The organism is Shouchella xiaoxiensis, assembly GCF_016907895.1.
In the GTDB taxonomy this organism is placed as follows: Bacteria; Bacillota; Bacilli; order Bacillales; family Bacillaceae_D; genus Shouchella; species Shouchella xiaoxiensis.
In genome coordinates this window covers 326,503-346,712 of record NZ_JAFBCV010000002.1, presented here as the reverse complement: position 1 = coordinate 346,712, position 20,210 = coordinate 326,503, and the positions used below count along the sequence as shown (strand labels likewise).

The window sequence follows — 20,210 nt, the reverse complement described above, 5'->3', positions numbered from 1 at the left end:
TTTTGTTTGTTTTTCAGTTCTTCTTCATCTCACTTTAAATAATTATTTGTTTCATTATGTTCATCACAGCTAACAGACCCTTAGGAAACTCTTGAATTATGTAAACTCTAAAAATCGTTAAATTTTATAATAAAAAAGATTTCTTAGGAAATTTATGTACGTTCTCAATAGCAAAGTATTCAGTAACCAAAAGAAATAATGTCAATTCACTTTATTTTTTGTTTCCTCGATGTTAATATTCCCCTTTTCCTTTTGGTATTCGAATGAGTTAAATAAGAAAACAGAAACAGTTTTGGCAGAATTCACTACTAGTAATGCATGGTGCCTATCAATCTTATACCTTGGAATATGTGAATCACCAGTTTTATTACGAATCTCTGATATGCCATTAACAATTTTAATCAAACCTGTTAAAACATCTTTTAATGAATTGTCTAATTTGGGATCTTTTGGATCAAGATTCAATTTTTCTCTTACTTTTTTAAAGAGTATTGGTAAATCAGTTTTTTCATTTGAATTGTAATCAAGGAATTTATTTAATATTTCTTTGCAAACACCTTCAACTAAAGTTTTGGCACTAGTTACAGCTCCAGAATAATCACCAGACTCAATACGATTTTCACATTTAGTTACTGATTCTAGAATATAATCAAAAGTTAATTCATATGGAATCTCATTTTCTACTCTCACAATTGATACATCTAAAGAGTTTTCTTCAAGATAGTCAATATACTCATTGAAATCTACATTAACCAAATTCTTGATACTATTATAATCAAAAGCCTTACTGGAGAATAAGTTTTCTACAACCTCTTTAATTGTTCTGCAATTAATAATGTAATCTGGATTATTTCTGCCAATCTTATCCGACAACCTCTTAAATATCAGTCTACACTCTTGAAAGTTCAAGTCATTAATTTTAGATATTTCCAAATAATCATCTTGTTCATAGTATTCAATAGCAGTAGTTAAGTCAAACTTCCCTTTATCTAATATTTGAATAGCATCCAATAATCATACACTCCAAACCAACAAAATCATTAGTAAACTTTATTGCATATCGCTTAAAGCTAAAACCTTTACGATACAATTTTAAAAAGACTCTGATTGCCACACCTATTATTTAATTTTAAAATATGTTGTGAAAACTGTCAAAATCTAAACACTAAAAAACAAGCGCCCCCTCCCCGCGCTTGTTCCTGACACCCTCCCTTTAGCTAATGCTTGGTGCGATTGCTCATTCTTTGTCTCCGCTGCTTTTTTCTTGCTTACTAATAACGTTTGCGAGTCCAGCGATTGAGTGCTGCAAGTCTTTCACAACGGGCTCGAGGCGGACAAGCAAGTACGAGGCGACGGCGATTGGGAAGCCGACGTTTGAGATGAGCGTAACCCAGTCTGTCATTTGGTTTCATCCTTTCATCGTTGATAAAATGCGGCTCCGGGTTTGGAGCCGCAGAAATGGTTACAGGGCAATCGTATCGACCGCACGAGTGACGATGCGGGCATCGACTTTTGTCGTGATAAGCGCTGCGCTGCCGTGGAAAACGTTGTTCGCGAGAATGGTGTCCATGACGTTGCTAATTTCGGCTTGGTTGAGTTCGTCTTTAGGTGTTGGTACGCGGATTGTAATCACTTGGCCTTCGTCAGTGCGGAAGCGCAGTTCGAGCGTTTTTTCATTCATTGGATTGGTCTCCTTTCGTTAAGGTTAATTGGCTGGGCTTGGTCGTAAGTAGCTGTTTTCTGTTAAAGTCGCTTCGCCTAATTCGAGGCTGCACAGGCTTGTTATCGCTTCTGCGACAAGATAGAGCTGTTCGATCTCGGCTTCTGGTTGAACACTGAAACTGAAGCGGCGGTAGATCTGGTTGCCGGTGTCGGTGAAGCCGTTTTCCATTGCGAGGTTAAGACGCTGGGCGTATGCTTGTTTGCGGGCCATGTGGGTTCCTCCTTTCCGGTTGATAACTTGAGCATAGCATTGATGCTAACGGTTTGTATCGAAATAAAATTGAATATAACCATTATTCTGTTTTTATAACCAAAAAGCATTGTCAGAAGCGAAATTCTTGTTCAATAATGGGGCAATCTCCACCGTCTTCCAGACAGAGCTCTTCGCTTTCTTCCCCATCTGGCGCTTTTTTCGGTTGATCGAAGAGCGAGAGCTGGGCGGAGCGAAGTTCAATCTCGACGATCTCGTCGGGACGGAAGCGCCGTACTTCTATTAAGTTCTCGTTATTCATTTCAATGTCGGAAACGAGTATTTGAATCTCTTGATGCCAGCGTTCCCTGCCTGTTCGATTGATGATATTTATCTTCTTGACGCACCCTCTCAATATCGACGTACCCATCACTAGATTCGCTCCAGTTGAATCGATTTAGCTCGGCCGAAGTACGTTTCCACTTGTTTCGCGGCGTTTTTAGGTTCTTTGTATGCGCCGATTTGTTTGCCGTCGACAATGACACGGTAAAGTTGTTCGTGAACGCTAAGTCGGTGCTTAAGCGGAAGTTGCAGCGCGCGAACAATGCCTTCGCGATGCCCGGCGACAATCGCTTCAATAATGCTTTTGTTTTTTAACTGAAGTGCGTCAGCAGGATGATCAATAAATAAGCTCTCAGTTAAAATCGCCGGCATGCTTGATTGACGGAGAACGGCGAAGTTGGCGGTTTTCTGACCTCGATCACGTACGTTAAGCTGTTTCATGATCGCTTGATGCACCGTTTTTTGCATGTCCTTTAAGCGAGCCCCGTCCGTTGGATGAATAAACGTCTCAAACCCGGTTCCTCCCCCGGCATTAATGTGAATAGAGACAAATAAGTCGGCGCCCCAATTATTTGCTTGACGAGAGCGGTCGGTAAGCGAGACAATTCGATCCGTTGTCCGTGTGAGCTTTACCTCCACTTGATATGCAGCAAGCTCGGCTTCAATTCCTTTTGCGATGGTTAAGACAAGGTCTTTTTCCCGTAATCCATTTCCGACAGCTCCCGGATCGCTTCCTCCGTGTCCTGGATCAATCATTACTTTTTTCATTTGACATTCCTCCTCATAAATTCTTCAGCGCGATAATCGTTGCCGTCTAGTGATAGTAAACTGGTTTTGTAAAGCATCCGCGAGTGGTTCCGCTTACCGAGGCGATCAAACAGCTGCCGACTGGATAAATTGGTCGTGTAAATTGTTGGTCTTCCTTGTCTAGCATCTACCAACTCAAATACTTTTGAGGTCGCCCAACTTTCACTATCGCCACGGTTGTACTCTGCGCCAATATCATCAAGCACAAGGCAATCGACTTCCTTTAAAATTTGGAAAAAATCATATTCGCTAAAGGGGTTGTTTTTGCCGAACGTCCGCTTCACGTTATTGAGCAGCTCTGGCACAGAGATAAAAATACCGTTTATCTGTTTTTTAAATAGTTCTTTTAACGTACCAAGTGCGAGATGACTTTTGCCAAGCCCACAGTCGCCAACAAACAACAGATTACCTGACGTTTTTGTCGCGAACTCACTAACGTATGAGAAGCAATGTACGAGTGCGTCTTTCTGCCTGTCCGTTGTTGGCATGTATGAGTCCAGTGAGGCGGTCCGAAGCTCATCAGAGATCAAGCTGTATAGATCAAACAGCTTCTTTCGCTGGATCGAGAGCAGTTCTTTTTGACGCCTTAACACGCTGCGACTTAAAGCATTGTCCTCACACTTGCATCCTTTCGGGCATTGAAACCGCTCCCCCGCCCGCGGTCCTTGAAAAATCTCCATATCGTAAATGGTCACTTCTTGCTGGCATTGATCACAGGTGTAGCGCCCAACAATGTTCTCGTCAGAAATCTGCCGATGGATAGCGTTTAAAAAATGCTTCCTTGCTGGATTCATTGGTTTGATCCCCTCTCCGCTGCCGCGGTCGTTTTTGATTTGCCTGCTTTTGTTTAAAAAATGCCGCTCGTTCATCAATCGTTTCTTGAAGCGTCGTAAAGCCTTTTTTCTCCCATGCCTTAAGCAATGCCTGCACATAATTCCAGTGAAAACAGTTCGCATCACCTGCCGCATCAAGGGCACGTTTTGCCATTGCCAATCGGTCAGGAAACGTGTGCTTCTCCATCCAATCGCTAAGCCCTAAGCGCATGCTCTGACTAAGCTGGTTAAATCCGACGGAATAAGCATGGGCGACAAGGGGGCCAATTTGAGTAGTAGTAGGATGGTTTTGATCTTGGTTTAAAGCTTTTAAAGAAGCTCTATAAGAGATAGAGCTCAATTCCGCGTCAGATGCGCACGCATGAGCAAGCTGGTTTATGACGGCTTTCTCGGCTTCTTTACCCGCAACTTGTTCAGCAACTTCCTCACTATCTGTAACGCTTGTCCCACTTGGGCTTAAGTCGATTTGACCCTCAATTTCCCCACCACCTTTCTCAGTTACTTGATGGTCAGTTTGCTCAGTAGGTTGGAACGACTTTCCTTCACATAAGCGGTACGTCGCAAAGTGACTACCTCTCGTACTTTCAACAACTAAATACCCTCGATCCACCAGCATTTTACGCGCCTGCCAAAACATATCTTTAGATAGAGATGCGTCTTCCGTCAACGTTCGCGAAGACGTATGAAATGAGACAGTCTCATAATTGGCGGCCCAAAACAACAGCGTGCGCCACAGTGCAAGTGTATAGTCTGGTAATGATTTAGCTCGGTCATGTGTTGCATATAAGGCGTATAGTTTCATAAAGCTCATCGCTTACCCACTCTTTTCTATATAAAGTCGAAATTATTAGAATACAAATTGTGTCATCTAATCATCCATTGGAAACAATTCCATTGTCGTTACCTCGAGGGTATAAGCTACAAAAAGGGCTTTCACCTCAGCAAACCGCTTTCTCCCTGCCTCAACCTCAGCAATCATCGCTTGACTAACGCTAATTATGTCAGCCAGCTCTCGCTGTGTTAAATTTTTTTCCTTTCGAAGGTCAATCATCAACTGATTCGGCTCCACGTACTTTCGCTTACTTCCCAATCTACATCGCCCCTTCTATGACATTTTATTCAAGTCGTTTGACTCAAGTCTATTGTAGTAGCGCTTCTCAAAAATTGGAATAGATTTTGAGCAAATATAACCAGTTATATTTTGCAAATCGCTTATTTTTTTCGACATTACGTCAAAATACGATTATTTACCTTGTATTTCTTCTTTATTCGAGCTTTTTCTCGATCATCGTCCATTTAACGCTTTAAATCGCCTTTTCACGTCCTTCTTTCGCCTCATTAAATTCCGTTTATTCCCATTAATTATTAATGATAGGATTGACTTCTACTCTCTCTACTAGATTCATAGAGTAGAAAAGAGGTGATTGGATGAGCCGTATGTTAAAGGTAGTTGGAACCCTAGCCGTTCTATTGATGAGTGGACTATTGGTGATTAGCCTACTGGCTACGAATACGAAATGGTATAACCAACAGATTAATCAAGTCATGAGTTCATTTACAGGCGAGAACTTGCTTTATCTGATTACGACTGAAAACAGCCTTTTTAAACAAGCATTACCCGTATCGTATGAACCACCAAAAACGGCGGGAATCGTCATGAATGTTCTTACCAACTTTGACCTAGCCGACCCCAAAACATTACTATCTAGTGCCATTCCGGGAATGCATCCATTTGATACGGCGATTCTGTATGCCGGGGAAGGGACAAACCTTTCCAACATGCCGAGAGAGAGCCTCCCGCCAGAAGAAGCGTTAGAAGAACTAGCAAAGCTCCATCCGAATGATCAAGAGCATGAAGACAATGCAACAGAACAAAAACAAGAGCTTGAGAAGAACGACAAGCCAAACGTCCTCATCTATCACACGCATAGCTATGAATCGTATTTTCCCGAGCTAGGAGAAGTAAATACGGAAAATGCCAATAAGGCTGTTTCTAGTGATCCAACCAAGAACATTATCAATGTCGGCAATCACTTTTCACAGAAGCTGACGGATCAAGGCATTCCTAATCTGGTCGACCAAACGAATATGAATGCCTATATGAGCGAACGCGGTATGAAAAACTATTACACCGCCTCCCGCCAGATTGTCGAGAGCTATCAAGACGACCATCAGTTTGACTATATCCTCGACTTTCACCGTGATTCATTGCGGGAAAAAGACACGACGATCACGATCAACAATAAGGAATATGCGCGGCTTCTGTTTGTAGTTGGTCTTGAACATCCAAATTATGAAGCACAGGAAAAGCTGGCCACTTATTTTTTTAATAAATTGGAAGAAGAATATCCTGGATTAGTTCGAGGTGTCTTTCGAAAGGATAAAACAACTGGTAACGGTGTTTACAATCAGGATATGGCGGCTAATGCCTTGCTTGTAGAGTATGGCGGGGTTGATAATACGATGGAGCAAGCGCTTAATAGCGCTGAAGTGATGGCCGAACTATTCGTGGAGTATTACGAGGAGAATCAATAAGCCCTTTCTCGCTAGATGAGAAGGGGTTTTTACTTTTCACGCAAACGTTGGCTTCAATACGGTGAGTGAAATTACGAATTCTACAGAAAGAGTAATCCCCCAAGATTCGAATCGATCGTAAGCGCAAAAAGAGCCCCACACTAGGAGCTCCCTTCGCGATTACGGCTTAGTGATAATTAGCACACCGTCCCGAATCGCCCTTTGTAAAAACCGACTATCATCACCAAGGCTGAACAGATGCAGTTCGTGCATTGCCCGCGTACACGCTGTGTAAAACAAGCGGCGCACGCTCTCGTCCTGATAGACGGCCGTGTCGTAAAGAATGACCGCATCGAATTCCATTCCTTTAGCTAGGTAGGACGGGATGACGACGGTTCCTTGCTCGTATTCCGTTGAACTGGTGGCAATTAGCTTCAGCTCTAGTTGCTCACTTAGTGCTTCGTGTGCGTTCCTGCTTTCGGCAGCTGATTGACAGATGACGGCGATGCTGCTAAAGCCTCGCTCCTTTAAGCGATTGATCTGGGCAGCCATTTGCGTGTGCCGCTCTCTTTTCGTTTTTACTCGCGTCAACGTCGGTATTGCTCCGTCCCGTTCAAACGGAATAATTTGATCACCGTTCGGAACAAGCCGTCGCGTCAACTCAATAATCGGTTTCGTCGAGCGGTAGCTGCGCGTAATCGGGATCAGCTTTGTTTTGTCTGGTCCATAGAGGCTCGTTAATGAGTGAAAGTCACTGGTTTCCTGCGCATGAGAGAAGATGGCCTGATTAAAATCCCCGAGCACCGTCATCTTTGTAGCTGGAAACAACTGCTTCAGAAATTCAAACTGAAACGGCGAGTAATCCTGCGCTTCATCAACAACAATCTGCTTAATCGCCCGGTTCACTTGAAATCCTTGAATCAACTCCTGCAAGTACAAATACGGTGTTGCATCTTCATAAGCAAGTCGATCACTGTCAATCATCGCGACGGTGGCCGCACAAATCGCTTCCCAATTGCTAGGCAGAGGCTTATTCGTCCACCGCTTCAGTTGTTCCTCCCCTTGGAATAACTGCTTGTAAATCGCGTTTATATGAATAAAGCTGTATGCGCGGATTTCCTTTAATAGAGGTTTGACTTTCTGATGGACGAGCAGTCGAGCAAGCGCATCGTCTTCCATTTCATAATCAGCGGTATCTGCCCGCTTGAAGCCTCGTTTTTTCGCCAGATAGCGGTGGGCTTTGCGGTACTTCTCCTCACTCAACAGCTGCATCTCTTCTTCTACCCACGGCTGTGTGTATTCAGCCTTGATCCGCTGCTTCACTTCTTTTATCAGCCATTCTAGTAGCTTTTCTAATCGGTTGTGAAAACCGAGCGATACGTCGGTCCCATAAAAGCGTTCGTCTAATTCGTGACGCGAAATGAGCACGTTTCCTCGAAAAAGCAGATCGGAAAACACCATTCCCGTGTGTTCAAGTGATTGTCGATAGGCATTCACAGCATCAAAAAAGGGGATCGATGCCTTGTATTCAATCGCTGCCACCCTCGCCGCATAGTCGCTTGTTCGCGCTGCGGTTAACAGATATTCAAGCTGATCATACGGCTCTTCCAGATCAAACGACTGGCCGAGCCGACGATTAAGATACGCTTGAAACGTCACCTGCTGCATCGTTTCCTCACCAAGCTCTGGCAAAACGTTGGCAACATAGCGGTTAAACATCGTGTTCGGCGAAAACAAGATGATTTGATCGGCGTTTAGCTGGTGGCGGTTCCGGTAGAGCAAGTAAGCAATTCGCTGGAGCGCAGCCGACGTTTTTCCGCTTCCAGCAGCCCCATGTACAACGAGGAGCCTGCTTCTCTCATGGCGAATCACTTCGTTTTGTTCTTGCTGTATCGTTGCCACAATGCTTTGCATCTGCTTATTTGATCCTTTTCCAAGCACCTGCTGGAGAATCTCGTCACCAATCGTTAAGCTCGTATCAAACAACGATTGAAGGTGACCACCCTCTATTAAAAATTGCATCTTCTTCTCGAGCACTCCGTTAACCGTTCCACCCGGCGTCTCATAGGAGACAGCGCCCGGCTGATAATCGTAATAAACACTCGAAACCGGCGCACGCCAATCATAGACGAGAAAATCTTCTCCACTCTCGTCCATCAACGCAGCGATCCCGATATAGATTTGTTCCGTTCTATCCGCACCTTCCTCGCGTAAATCGATTCGCCCAAAATAAGGCGATCGCTCCATACGCTTTAATGTCGCAAGCCGCTTGGACGCTTGACGATGGCTGCTTTGACTTACGGCCAAAGCTTGTGCCTCCTGCCGTAAGCCAAGAATGGTTTCTAAATAATCATCGAATGTGTCCGTATTAATTTTCACTTCGTCCCAGAAGTATTTGCGAATATGAACGACTTCATCTTTACGCTTAGACGTCTCCTGCTCAAGCTTGCTTATCTCGCCAGCAATCTGTTCTCTCACTTCGTCTACTCGTTTCTGCTCGATTTGCTTGTTCTCACCCACGGCAAACACCCCTTAAAAAAATGTGATAAAAAAGCTTGACGAATTCACATCCTTGCCTTATAATTAAATAAGGATAAATACGCATATTTTTAATAATGCGTTGAATAACTCTCTAACTTTAGCATAGCTACATCGTTTTTTCAATGATCATTTTCAAAAACCTCGACCATTTCGGTCGAGGTTTTTTTATGGTACGATCCCCTTGGAGGTGATCTTATTAAGATTGTAGCAGCACTCCTCGCCCCACTGCTTTTAACAGTGTTGCTTGGTCTCTATTCCCTGTTTACAAACCTTGTGAATGGAGTCGATTCTCCCGTTTCAAGGCTCGTTACGAGCGAGACATGGCCATACATACTACTCATTTACCTCATTTCAAGTGGATGTTACCTCTTCCTAGCAGTCCCTGCCTCCATCTTAATTGAGCGGTATCAACGTAAGCTAAAGTGGCTTAGTTACGCAATCGCCGGCGTCGTTGCAGGCTACCTCTTCCTTTCCGTGACCGCCTCTCTCAATCAATCGCCTGCTAATCTAGCAATTGAGGCTACTTTGTTTTATGCAGGAGCAGGACTGCTTTATTATGGAACGCTTGTTAGCCTTCGTTCGCTTTTTAATAAGAAGACGGCTCATAGATGAGATGAGCCGTTGCAATTGCATTAACTAAGAATAGCCGAACTGCTATAGCTTGCAGTTCAGAAAAAATTGTTTATTAATCCATATTTTTCCATTAAATTTAACTGGACAAGGGGGGGAAATCCTTGTAAAGGAGGTGGGAGTGAAGAGTCTAATTACGATCATGTTCTCGATGAGATCTGTCTCGCTTAATACGATTGCTTGTTACAAATAGGTTGACAGCTAATGTAGTTAAAGATAATCTATTAGTTATATAACTAACTAAGTGATGGGAGATACGAATGGCTGAAGCTAATGTGATTAAAAAACAGGATTTAATTGAATCAGCAAAACGATGTATTGTTGAGAATGGAATGAATAAGGTAACGCTTAAAGCGGTGGCAGAAGGTGTTGGCGTTACTCAGGGCACTGTCTATTATCATTTTAAGACAAAGGATCAGTTGTTGCTCGAAGTTGTTAAAGATATGTGTCGAACCTCATGGGAAAGGCTAGAGGATATGGAGAAGAGCACAAGTGATCATGCAAAAGAATGGATACAAGTAGGACTTCAATCTGCCAGTAAGCGCAATGAAGAAGGAGCATTTTATCATTCTTTGTTTTTGTCCCTCTTAACAGCCAGTTTGCATAATTACGCTATTCGAGATCAGATAAGTGACTTATTACGTTATGAAAATGAAGTATTGAAATCTCAAATTGAGACAGCCGTTGGGCAAGAGGTTGATGGAATTTCTTCTGATGTCTGGAGTGTGTTAATAAATGCTTTAATTGATGGCTTAGCGATTCAATCTAAATTTAATCAGGATTTTGATGAATTAAAAACGTATCAAGCGCTTGAGTGGCTTCTTGTGAAGCAATTGAAGGAGACCTAATTAACATTAAAAATGGAGGATTTCAAATGTTTTTCCTTATTTGGGGTTTTTTAGTTTGGTTAGGCGCAACGGCTATTTTTCGATTTAGTGGACACTTATTTTTTTCAAATGAGAATTTATTTACGTTAGGAGCGAGCTATCTACTTGTCATTCCACTCGTCCTAGCTATTACACTTCCATTGTATTATTTTAAAAACGTGACTGGAGAAAAACGTTTAAAAGCAGCCGTTTTTATTGCTCTTCCTGGTATGATTCTTGACGTACTGGTTTTGCTTTATTTCTCCCAAATCTTTGTGAATTTAAGCGCTGAAATGGATCAATATTTTGCATCCTGGTTATTACTCGCTTATTCAACTATTCTGATTACCGGAATTTTCTCTAAACAAAAAAAGAAGTAAAAAAGTAAATAATGTAGCTAGAAATGTTAGCAACGGTTAAGTTTAATGAATGGAAATAGAGGGAGTATCTCGTCTGCAAATAGGACCGAGCTTAAATTAAAGGGTATGAGGTATGAGTGCGTCTGTTGAATTTAGCTCATTGCAAACAGCCGCTCTCCCTCTCTGATTTATCGCTTGCCCTCTTTGCGAACACAAGAGGCAAAACGGCTACTAACAGAAACGACAGATTCCATTACGACGATTGCGTTAGAGATTGGCTACAATGACAGCGCCCAGTTTTCGGCTACGTTCAAAAAGCAAGCCCCAAACGGCTTACCCCAATCAATGGACTGGCTACAATAGCGATTAGGAGGAAGACCATTGAAATCAACGCTTATCATCATTCGCGGCAATTCAAGAAGCGGCAAAACAACTGCAGCCAAGCAGCTCCAAGCTCAACTCGGGCACGGAACGTTGCTTGTTTCACAAGATGTGGTGCGCCGCGAGATGTTAAAGGTTCATGACCGAGACGGCAATTTGGCAATTGAGTTAATTGGGCAAATTGCTGCGTACGGACGCGATACATGCGACTATGTGATTGTTGAAGGGATTTTATACAAAGAGCGTTATGGCAAGATGCTATTCAATCTCATTGAGCAGTTTGACGCCAATGTCCACACCTATTATTTTGATATTCCGTTTGAAGAGACGATCAGACGGCACAAGTCTAGTTCAAAAATAGCAGAATTCGGTGAAGATGCGCTCCGTTCATGGTGGAATCCTGATGATTATCTGGGAGTAGCTGGTGAAGTGAGTTTATCTGCGGATATGAGTGAGAGCGATGTTGTGAATTTGATTTTAAAGCAAACAATAGGGAAATAAGCGCGTAGCCTGATGGGATCATCAGGCTTTTTTTATTCTTCTTTACCAAACTTTTAGACATCTCGCCCCCTCCATCTATACAAGCACCCCTCCCCTGTCCAGCATAAAATAAATGGCACCAAAAAATGATGAAAGGAGATTTCTATGGCTACAGTAACGACTTTTGCCGAACTGCAAGCGGCAGTCACTGCACTGGACCCTGACATTACGATCGCTCAAAACATTGCCTTTTCTGCGACAATTTTTCTTAATTACCAAACCATCATCCGCGGCAGTAGTTCGGCTAATACGTTAACTCGTGCACCCGGTTTTAGCGGGCCCTTATTTGCGATTCAAGCCGCCGGGATTGTCACGCTTGATACGTTAACGATTGACGGTCAGGGAGCAACCGCATCCCCGTTAGTGACCTCAACCGGGAATTTAACCATTTCGAATTCGGTTCTACAGAACAATAACGCTACTTCTGTCGGCGGCGCGGTTTTTGCCGATATAGCCTCCACATTAACTTGTACCAATTCCGTTTTTACAACAAATTCATCAAGCGCTCAAGGTGGTTCGATTTTTGTCAACGCAAGCGCAACAGCGACACTTACGGATTGTACAGTTGCAACTAGCGGGGCTACTGAAGGTGGTGGTGTTTATATTAACGCCAATGCGAGCTTAACAGCTGCTGGTTGTTCGTTTTTAAACAACACCACGCAACAGAACGGCGCAGGTCTTTTCTTAAACACATCTGTTGTTGGAAACATCATGTACTGTACGTTTACAGGCAACAACGCTGCAAATGGATTTGGCGGAGGGCTGTTCTCAAACAACAATGTCTCAACAACTCTTACAGGATCAACCTTTGTTGGCAATCAATGTGCCTTTGATGGTGGCGGCTGTTTTTTAAACGGAGGTGGTTCCGCAAGCGTTTCTGGCACGACGTTTCGCGGAAATTCCAGCGGTCGTGATGGCGGCGGGCTTTATTTGAACGAATTAGTGGGCACTACACCTGTCACTGGCTGTACGTTTGAAAACAATTCGTCCGGCAATGGCGGTGGCTTGTTCATTAACCGCAGCAATGCAACGCTTGATGACAGCACGTTTACTAGTAATACAGCGAGTCAAGCGGGCGGCGGTCTATTTGTAAACATCGACTCAGACTTTATTGGCGACAATAACCTTTTCCAAGGGAATCAAGCAGGAGACGGAGGTGGCGGTGGGGTTTTCCAGAATGCCAACACGGTTGCAACATTTAGCAACTCTTCGTTCACGAACAATTCTACGACCGGTGGAGCGGGTGGCTTATTCATTAACGAAGGCGCAACCGCTACCGTTACTTCATCCTTATTCGCACAAAACCAATCCGCTGTTGGAGGTGCCATTTTTATCAATACGGACGCTACGCTTAACAGTTCAAACAACACGCAGTTTATTGGCAATACAAGTACAGGAGATGCTGGTGCGGTACAAATTAATCCAACCGGCACCTTTAATGAACAAGATGGCACATTTTCTGGTAATTCCGCCGCTCAAACAGGGGGCGCGATTAACAACCTCGGGACATTGAACATTTCTGGAACAACATCGATTGGTGTACCGGTTAGTAATACGGCAGCCACCGCAGCAGGTATTTTTAATGGTGGTACCTTAAATGCCCAAGATACAACAAATGCGACAAGCGGCGTGTTTATTCCCAGTATTGATAACGTTGTCCAGATTACGCAGCCACTTTTACCGGGTTCAATTATTCAGCTTGATCAAACCGACTATGTCTTTCCTGACCCGGCTAACAGTCCGATTGTTGTTGGTGTTCCGACACCACAATATCCGACTTTAGTGCAAAGCGATGCCGACCAGTTTGCCAAACCAGTAACTGGGTTTGAGGATTGGGTTGTTCGCTTGCTTAACAATCAAGTCGTACTCGTATTTGATCCAGCGTTTCGCATCACCTATTTAAATCTGATGGGCGCCTTTAACCCAAATCCAACAAGCTATCGACCAGAGGATTTACCAATCGTCCTGCAAAATCCAGGATCTGTCCCAGGATTCCGCTTTGTCGGTTGGTTTGATCAGGCTGGCAACCAAGTAACAGTCATTCCAGTAGGGTCAACCGGCGACCTTGTTTTTATCGCCCGCTTCGTTCGTGTTGGACCGGCTTACTCACCTGAATTCTTCGCCCGGTGTCGACAGCTGAAACGCTGTAAATGCTGCTGCAAATGTAGGTGCCAGTAATCGTCTAAAAAACCGCAACCTCAATGAGGTCGCGGTTTTTTGATTCGTTTCCAGAGGGATACAGTCAAAAGATAAATATGAAAATAAAAAATAGCAGCGACACTACCTATCACAAAGACGGCGATGTAATCCATCAATGACTGGAGCTGACCGAATAGAAGGACCACAACGATCCCTGCCATCCCGCCTGCCAAAGCATAAAAAAACAAGTTAACCGAGTATGTATTAAAGTCTGGCCATCTGCTTACTAGTTTACGAATGCTATAAGATGCCGGGGCTCCAAGCACAACATAGGCAGGCAAAAAATAGATCGCGACAAAGAAAAATCGTTCAAAGAAGTGAAATTGATACACACCAGGTTCTGGCGTAGCAAACAAGGACGGGATGGCAATAAATGTGGCTATAACGATACCAGCTACAGCTGCTGCGACAAAATGAACCATAAAAAACTCCTACAAAGCGACGTCGGTCTCTTTCAAAAAACCTCCCCCAGCATAACAGATTGCTAGCGTTGCTTAAACCGATCTATCGAAATCGCTGAATGAAATGATAGACTCCCTTGACGCTATAAAAGCCAACCAGTCCACCTGCCGTATTCAAGATCAAATCGTCACTATCAAATACACGAGGCCAGATAAACCCAAAAGCACTTAACAGCAGCTGCAAAAGTTCAATCGTTAAACTCACGAGAAAAACAAGCGGCAATACCCTTCTGCCCTTTCGCCAACCAAATAAAAAGAGGAAGACACCTAAAGGCGCAAGCAGCAGCACATTGTAGAAAGAAATACGGATCGCATTAAAAAATAAAAACGAGCCAATCTCATAAGAGAAAATATCTCCTACAAATTGAAACGGAATCAATTGGACATTGATCGCTGTTTCTTGCGGGGACAGATGGATCGAGCCAATCGTTTCATCGACAACGCGTAGCAAGTAAAAACCAAAAACAATTTGTAAACCGCGGTTTAGCCATCCCCTCTTCTGCCGAATGAGATCGTAGATAAAAAATAAAACTAAGACAAGAAATAATAAAATACTAGCTGGTATAATCGTTTCGGCCATAATAACTCCTATCTGTATATGAAAAAATGATGTATGACAAATCCATTATATAACAAAAAGCACGGGCTCCCCCGTGCTTTTTAATCAAATCGTATCAAGCTGTTTAATTGTAAATGACCTAGCACCAATATCTGCCCCCGGTGCAGCGATTGAATAGAAGAACTGCACGACATCACCGGCATTCAGTTGGCCCTGCCAAAGCAATGAAATAACATCTACAACCGGTTCATTGGCACCAAAACTACTTCCAATTAGCTGTACATTGTTTGCGACAAAGTAGAATTGAACAGGAAGCGTTGATTCCACTTGAACCGCTGCTAGCAGCTCATACACCCCAGACTGCTGGATGATAAACGAGGTTTCATTTGTTGTCACATTCCTTGTAGGACCAAACGTGTTAAACGTGAATGGCGCTTGACCTGCGGTTGGTATAAGTGTACCAGAGACAAAATATTCCGAGCCATAACCTAGCACGTTTGTACCAGTTCCAGGTGGTCCCGTCACACCAACACCTGTTGCTCCAGCAGGACCGGTTGGACCTGTTACTCCAATTCCTGTGGCTCCTGTTGGCCCCTGCTGTCCGACTGGGCCTGGTCCGGTTGGGCCTGTTGCGCCCGTTGCTCCTGTTGGTGGTCCGGGAATTCCTTGAGCTCCTGTTGCTCCGGTCACGCCAATTCCTGTGGCTCCCGTAGCACCCGTGACTCCGGTTACTCCTGTTGGTCCCGTTTGACCCGTTATCCCAATTCCTGTCGTTCCTATTCCCCCTGTAGGCCCAGTTGAACCGGTTACTCCTGTTGGTCCCGTTGGACCTGTTACCCCAATGCCTGTCGTTCCTATTTCCCCTGTCGGTCCAGTTGCTCCGGTTGCTCCGGTTGCTCCGGTTGCTCCAGTTGCTCCGGTTGGTCCCTGTGGTCCGACTGGTCCTGGTCCAGTTGGTCCCGTCGCTCCAGTTGCTCCCGTTGGTGGTCCGGGAATTCCTTGAGGTCCTGTTGCTCCTGTTACGCCAATCCCTGTGGCCCCTGTTGGTCCAGTAACACCTGTTGCACCGATCCCTGTTGCTCCTGTTGCACCTGTGGGGCCCGTTACTCCTGTTGCTCCCGTTGGACCTGTCGTACCAATAATCCCTGTAATTCCTGTGATCCCTGTGATTCCAGTAATTGAAATGGGTGGTCCCGTCGGTCCGGTTGGGCCCGTAATTCCTCGACAAAAATTACAGACATCGTTGCCGCCATTCGATGGTGTTCGCTGAAAATGCTGAATGGAATTACAAGAACAGCCGTATTTCCTATCTCTACTTCTCATAGAAATCCCCTCCTGCACCTGCATTGATCTACATATATACCTATGCAGGTCATAAGAAAAGGGAATATTGCACTTGCCTATTTTCTATGTTGACAAGGGTTACGAATAAAAGCGTTGATTCGAAAAAGGGATGTATCTTGACTGGGCAGGCTGCTTTAGCTGTCTTGAGCAATCGGCAGGTGGACCGATAATAACCGTTTGATTAATTGATGAGATCGCCCCATCCCACATACGCTGATCGAGGCAGTAGCTGTTCGCCATCGCCTGACTTGGAGTTAACCGTAAAATATCAGATCCATAGATTGCTTGGGGATACGGCGCATCAAAGATTGCCAACAGATGGGTGTGATCTTGTGTGGCGACTTCGTAATGCCAGAAGCCTTGTGGGATATTTGCCGTTTGACCGGGAAAGATCTCGAGATTAATCACTTGTTTCGAAAAAGGGTTGATAAACGTAACAAGGGCAGAACCACTAATGCAGTAGACAAGCTCGGACGCATTTTGATGAATATGTGGCTCAACGTACTGATTGGCACTTAAAAAGATGTCCAGCATCGACAGGTTCCCAAGCGTGTTCATTTGATCCCTGCCAAGAGCCGTAATGTAATTGGCTTGATCCTTCATAGAAAAACACATTATAAGGAGATGAATAATCAATATATAAGATTGCCATTGATGGTCACATTCCTTTCCGTTTCTTTTTCTTAAATTGATATGACAAAACAAAAAAGTCCATACATCATTCATGATCTTGACCAACAACAAAAAACCACCAAAGCCTTGATTCCATTGGCTTTGGTGGGTTACCAACTCTTCCCTTATCCTCTTTTCTTTCTCACGTGCAGCTCCTTGACCTGTGCGGCAAATTCCTCGACAGGGCCGATTACGTCGATCTCTTTCACCACGTCTTGAATGGCTAAATGAACCAAGTTCCCTTCCGTTACTCCTAATTCCTTGTCCCATTCTCTTAACTGCTTTGATGAACTGGCATAAATAATTCTTCCTAAGCCAACCAGTCCGTGGGCCGCGGCGCACATTGGGCAGTGTTCCCCTGATGTGTAGACTGTTGCGGTTTTTCGATCTTCTACGCTTACGTTTTCAGCCGCCCAGCGTGCGATCGCAAACTCTGGGTGCTGCGTTTGATCCCCGCTTGAAACATGGTTATGATCTTCAAAAAGCAGCTTCCCCTCTGCCGAAACAAGGACAGAACCAAACGGCTCGTCGCCTGCCTCAACCGCAGCTGCGGCTAACTCAACACAACGATTTAAAAAGAATTTATCCTGATCTGTAATCATTGCCAACACCTCCCCATTCGTTTAATTCCGGCACCCTTTATAAAAACTTGCCTTAATTTGACTTTGTCGTGCAACAAATTCCGCTGTTGACGATGCCTCAACAAGAATAAATGAGGCAGCCATCCCCGGCTTTAGCCACGATTCCTCGTTCGCTAAAGCAAGCGGTTGACCACTAATAAGCTGAAGCGCATTGGTTAGCTGCTCTTGCGAGGTTAACCTAAAGATTTCCGCATAGCGGTTTAGTTTTTCGAGAACTCGCCCTGTCCCAAATGGCGACCACGAATCATAGACATTGTCACAGCCGAGCAGCACGTTGACACCGTAAGAGCGCAATTCTTCTAGTGGAGGAACGTTGCCATTGATGGGCACACTCGACACAATCGTCATTCCTGCTTCTGCTAGTGCCGTAAAAACTTCCGCTCGCTCTTCTCCGGCAAAATCATTAAGCCCAAACGCATGGCTAATCGCGACCTTGCCATGCCAGCCGCTTTGCTTCGTGTAGTCTAGTAACGTCCGTACCGTCTCTCGTCCGTTTTCTCCCCGGTCATGGACATGAATGTCAATCGGCACTTGATGCGCTGTTGCTAACTCAAACGTTTGCGAAAGCGAGCGTTTAACATCGCCGTCAAGTGAAGCGGGATCTACCCCACCTACAAACTGAACGCCTGACTGGAGCGCCTGCTTCATCTCGCCATAGGCTTCTGAGCGCAACAGTCCATGCTGCGGAAAAGCAACAAGCTCGAAATCAAGTTGATCCTCGTACTCCTGGAGCACAGCTTGAACGTCTTCTAAATAACGCTGCCCTACTCGCGGATGCACATCAATATGCGAGCGAAAAAACGTCACGCCATTAGCCAATTCCGTGTCGATTAGATTCCGTGCCCGGTCTTTCAATGAGAGCGACAGCCCGTCCAATTCTCTTATCTCACTCGTAAAACGCTCAACAAGGTTTTTCGCCGGTGTAATCGGGCGCCAAGGTACGCCGAGCTTACTTTTGTCTAAGTGGCAATGCATCTCACGCAAGCTCGGTAACAGCAAATAAGCTCGTCCGTTTACGTCTTCTTTTTCCATTTTCAACCGATCGTGAGGTTGAATTTCTGTTACTACACCGTTCGCCATCTTTACGTCAATTGCCTCTGTGCCCGCTCCATATGTAAACCCTTCGTGTTTCAAGTAATGCGTTTCCACACGCACGTTACGTAACCATGTTTGCTTCATCTGATCGACTCCTTTTACGAAAAAATCAGGCCGTCTCATTGGGCCTGATTTTACTAATTGTTACTGCCTTGCTTGCCAATCCTTGCGCGTTATTCCCATCACCAATACATCATGGAACATGCCAAAACGAAAAATTTCCTCCCGAAGCGTTCCTTCCAGCTGAAACCCACACTTCTGATAAGAGGCAATTGCCTGCATATTAAAGCTGAACACGCTTAGCTTGACCTTATTGATGTTGATCGAATCGAATAGATACTGAAGCAAAACGCTCATCGCGTCTGTTCCGTAGCCTTTTCCTTGCTCACTCTCCCCAATTGAGATACCAACATGGCATGTCCCATTTTTCCAATTAAAGGCGTAAGCCGCAACCGTTCCGATAAATGCTTGACTTTCAACAGCTTCTACCGCAAACAGATAGTCATCTTTCTCAGCGCTAACAGCGTTCAAAAAAGCTTCATGATCACCATCAGTTGGCGGATGAGGCAACCCATCATTCATCAGCAATCTGCTTCTCATATTGTCTTCAATCTTTTTAAATGTCTCTTTGTCTGCTTCTGTTACTTTGCGTAATTTCACTAAAGAGCCTCTTAAAAAAGTCTCCATATACGTATCAATCACTTTCATTTCCCCCTCACATTAACAGGGGTCTGCAGCAGTTAAACGTCCGCTTTCCCCGTACTTATATACTGAAAGCTCTTACTTACGTTTTCCGCACAGCTAGACAACATCGGCACAACTCCTCTATCGTAAAGTCACTTTAGTTTACCATTTTTTTCAGATGATTCAATATAAAAAAAACAGTAGCCTCAGCGGCTACTGTTGCGAACGATACACGTTTACTAATTCCTGCTTGTAATCGAGCGGGCTATTCGTAAAAATCCCAATCATGTAAACGAGCTCATCTTTTTCATACGTAAGAAATTTTCTTTCGCCACGTAAATCGAACATACCATACAGCCCGTCTCCTAGCGCAACTTTCTCACCGCTATCTAAGAAACCCATTCCATCATCCTTCAAGTACACATCAAACCGCAAGCTGTTATTCGTTCGTTCATCAAGATACTCCATTTCAAGCACATAAGGCGGGTCGTTGAAATACGCACCTGTTTTTGTATAGGCAATTGGAATCTCAGTCGGTAACGAAATGGTTTTTCCATACACGTGTTCAAATAAAATGAGCGCCTGTTCTATGCTAAGCGCATCATCTAACGGATTAGGATATTTCTCAAGATAATCGTCTAACTCATCTCCCGGAGAATAAGGGCTAGTTTGCAAACCAATTAGAACTGCAAGTACGAGCTTTAGCATCATCCTGTTCACCTCAAAGCTAGTGTTTCAAAACCTTACTTTTTTATCCATCTTTTGATACAGTTAGCTATACCTATTTTTAAAATAATTGAATAAGTGATACATTTCCCAATTGTGCAAGT

Annotated in this window: 24 protein-coding genes and 1 pseudogene; 7 read left to right on the top strand and 18 right to left on the bottom strand. The window is 44.2% G+C overall.

Annotated elements, in window-relative coordinates; genetic code table 11:
- Nucleotides 1-201: 201 nt before the first annotated feature.
- From JOC54_RS05125 to JOC54_RS05085, 9 genes are all read right to left on the bottom strand, one after another.
- Nucleotides 202-1,011: an abortive infection family protein gene (locus JOC54_RS05125; RefSeq protein ID WP_204464923.1), complete on the bottom strand. Its 810-nt coding sequence runs from the start codon at nucleotides 1,009-1,011 to the stop codon at nucleotides 202-204.
- Nucleotides 1,012-1,237: 226 nt separating this feature from the next.
- Entirely contained in the window at nucleotides 1,238-1,402 is a 165-nt protein-coding gene (locus JOC54_RS05120) for a YvrJ family protein (protein WP_081761160.1), read from the bottom strand.
- A 60-nt stretch (nucleotides 1,403-1,462) separates the two neighbouring features.
- Nucleotides 1,463-1,681, bottom strand: a complete 219-nt coding sequence (locus JOC54_RS05115) for a DUF2922 domain-containing protein (protein WP_035421596.1) — start codon at nucleotides 1,679-1,681, stop codon at nucleotides 1,463-1,465.
- A 24-nt stretch (nucleotides 1,682-1,705) separates the two neighbouring features.
- A complete protein-coding gene (locus JOC54_RS05110; RefSeq protein WP_204464921.1) occupies nucleotides 1,706-1,933 on the bottom strand; it encodes a DUF1659 domain-containing protein in 228 nt (75 codons plus the stop codon).
- Nucleotides 1,934-2,045: 112 nt separating this feature from the next.
- Nucleotides 2,046-2,342 (bottom strand): hypothetical protein, encoded by a 297-nt coding sequence (locus JOC54_RS05105; protein ID WP_051991978.1) that lies wholly within the window; start codon nucleotides 2,340-2,342, stop codon nucleotides 2,046-2,048.
- Between the two features lie 2 nt (nucleotides 2,343-2,344).
- A complete protein-coding gene (locus JOC54_RS05100) occupies nucleotides 2,345-3,022 on the bottom strand; it encodes an N-acetylmuramoyl-L-alanine amidase (RefSeq protein WP_204464920.1) in 678 nt (225 codons plus the stop codon).
- Entirely contained in the window at nucleotides 3,019-3,855 is an 837-nt protein-coding gene (locus JOC54_RS05095; RefSeq protein WP_204464919.1) for an ATP-binding protein, read from the bottom strand. Before JOC54_RS05095 ends, JOC54_RS05100 begins: the two co-directional genes overlap by 4 nt.
- A complete protein-coding gene (locus tag JOC54_RS05090) occupies nucleotides 3,803-4,705 on the bottom strand; it encodes a DnaD domain protein (protein ID WP_204464918.1) in 903 nt (300 codons plus the stop codon). The genes JOC54_RS05095 and JOC54_RS05090 overlap by 53 nt, the downstream gene beginning before the upstream one ends.
- A gap of 57 nt (nucleotides 4,706-4,762) precedes the next feature.
- Nucleotides 4,763-4,984, bottom strand: coding sequence for a helix-turn-helix transcriptional regulator (locus JOC54_RS05085; RefSeq protein ID WP_054792860.1), 222 nt, complete (start codon nucleotides 4,982-4,984; stop codon nucleotides 4,763-4,765).
- 338 nt (nucleotides 4,985-5,322) lie between these two features.
- Between JOC54_RS05085 and spoIIP the strand changes: the two genes are divergently transcribed.
- Complete coding sequence (gene spoIIP, locus JOC54_RS05080; protein ID WP_204464917.1) at nucleotides 5,323-6,429, top strand: stage II sporulation protein P; 1,107 nt, start codon at nucleotides 5,323-5,325, stop codon at nucleotides 6,427-6,429.
- Between the two features lie 159 nt (nucleotides 6,430-6,588).
- On the opposite strand, the gene helD is transcribed toward spoIIP, so the two are convergent.
- Nucleotides 6,589-8,928 (bottom strand): RNA polymerase recycling motor HelD, encoded by a 2,340-nt coding sequence (gene helD / locus JOC54_RS05075; RefSeq protein ID WP_204464915.1) that lies wholly within the window; start codon nucleotides 8,926-8,928, stop codon nucleotides 6,589-6,591.
- 261 nt (nucleotides 8,929-9,189) lie between these two features.
- Here helD and JOC54_RS05070 point away from each other — a divergent pair, with 261 nt between their 5' ends.
- The 6 genes from JOC54_RS05070 to JOC54_RS05045 all read left to right on the top strand — a co-directional run bounded on the left by JOC54_RS05070 (nucleotide 9,190) and on the right by JOC54_RS05045 (nucleotide 13,903).
- A complete protein-coding gene (locus JOC54_RS05070) occupies nucleotides 9,190-9,561 on the top strand; it encodes a hypothetical protein (protein ID WP_204464907.1) in 372 nt (123 codons plus the stop codon).
- A gap of 278 nt (nucleotides 9,562-9,839) precedes the next feature.
- The gene (locus JOC54_RS05065; protein WP_204464905.1) at nucleotides 9,840-10,427 is read left to right on the top strand and encodes a TetR/AcrR family transcriptional regulator; all 588 of its coding nucleotides are present in this window, start codon (nucleotides 9,840-9,842) and stop codon (nucleotides 10,425-10,427) included.
- Nucleotides 10,428-10,453: 26 nt separating this feature from the next.
- Entirely contained in the window at nucleotides 10,454-10,825 is a 372-nt protein-coding gene (locus JOC54_RS05060; RefSeq protein ID WP_204464904.1) for a DUF5367 domain-containing protein, read from the top strand.
- 183 nt (nucleotides 10,826-11,008) lie between these two features.
- A complete protein-coding gene (locus JOC54_RS05055) occupies nucleotides 11,009-11,167 on the top strand; it encodes a helix-turn-helix domain-containing protein (protein ID WP_204464903.1) in 159 nt (52 codons plus the stop codon).
- Between the two features lie 18 nt (nucleotides 11,168-11,185).
- Complete coding sequence (locus JOC54_RS05050; protein WP_204464902.1) at nucleotides 11,186-11,686, top strand: kinase; 501 nt, start codon at nucleotides 11,186-11,188, stop codon at nucleotides 11,684-11,686.
- A gap of 144 nt (nucleotides 11,687-11,830) precedes the next feature.
- Complete coding sequence (locus JOC54_RS05045; RefSeq protein WP_204464901.1) at nucleotides 11,831-13,903, top strand: autotransporter outer membrane beta-barrel domain-containing protein; 2,073 nt, start codon at nucleotides 11,831-11,833, stop codon at nucleotides 13,901-13,903.
- Between the two features lie 20 nt (nucleotides 13,904-13,923).
- Here JOC54_RS05045 and JOC54_RS05040 read toward each other — a convergent pair whose 3' ends face one another.
- The 8 genes and pseudogenes from JOC54_RS05040 to JOC54_RS05005 all read right to left on the bottom strand — a co-directional run bounded on the left by JOC54_RS05040 (nucleotide 13,924) and on the right by JOC54_RS05005 (nucleotide 20,088).
- Entirely contained in the window at nucleotides 13,924-14,346 is a 423-nt protein-coding gene (locus tag JOC54_RS05040) for a hypothetical protein (RefSeq protein ID WP_204464895.1), read from the bottom strand.
- Between the two features lie 82 nt (nucleotides 14,347-14,428).
- Nucleotides 14,429-14,965 carry a VanZ family protein gene (locus JOC54_RS05035; RefSeq protein ID WP_204464893.1) on the bottom strand — a complete coding sequence of 179 codons (537 nt, stop codon included), beginning with the start codon at nucleotides 14,963-14,965 and terminating at the stop codon, nucleotides 14,429-14,431.
- 84 nt (nucleotides 14,966-15,049) lie between these two features.
- On the bottom strand, nucleotides 15,050-16,267 hold the full coding sequence (locus tag JOC54_RS23330) for a collagen-like domain-containing protein (RefSeq protein ID WP_204464891.1): 1,218 nt from the start codon (nucleotides 16,265-16,267) through the stop codon (nucleotides 15,050-15,052).
- Nucleotides 16,268-16,435: 168 nt separating this feature from the next.
- A pseudogene (locus JOC54_RS05025) lies at nucleotides 16,436-16,897 on the bottom strand (cupin domain-containing protein); the annotation flags it as partial.
- 188 nt (nucleotides 16,898-17,085) lie between these two features.
- Entirely contained in the window at nucleotides 17,086-17,562 is a 477-nt protein-coding gene (locus tag JOC54_RS05020; protein WP_204464889.1) for a nucleoside deaminase, read from the bottom strand.
- A gap of 21 nt (nucleotides 17,563-17,583) precedes the next feature.
- Nucleotides 17,584-18,780 carry an amidohydrolase gene (locus tag JOC54_RS05015; protein WP_204464886.1) on the bottom strand — a complete coding sequence of 399 codons (1,197 nt, stop codon included), beginning with the start codon at nucleotides 18,778-18,780 and terminating at the stop codon, nucleotides 17,584-17,586.
- Nucleotides 18,781-18,840: 60 nt separating this feature from the next.
- Entirely contained in the window at nucleotides 18,841-19,404 is a 564-nt protein-coding gene (locus JOC54_RS05010; RefSeq protein WP_204464884.1) for a GNAT family N-acetyltransferase, read from the bottom strand.
- A gap of 189 nt (nucleotides 19,405-19,593) precedes the next feature.
- On the bottom strand, nucleotides 19,594-20,088 hold the full coding sequence (locus tag JOC54_RS05005; RefSeq protein ID WP_204464882.1) for a hypothetical protein: 495 nt from the start codon (nucleotides 20,086-20,088) through the stop codon (nucleotides 19,594-19,596).
- Nucleotides 20,089-20,210 lie beyond the last annotated feature (122 nt).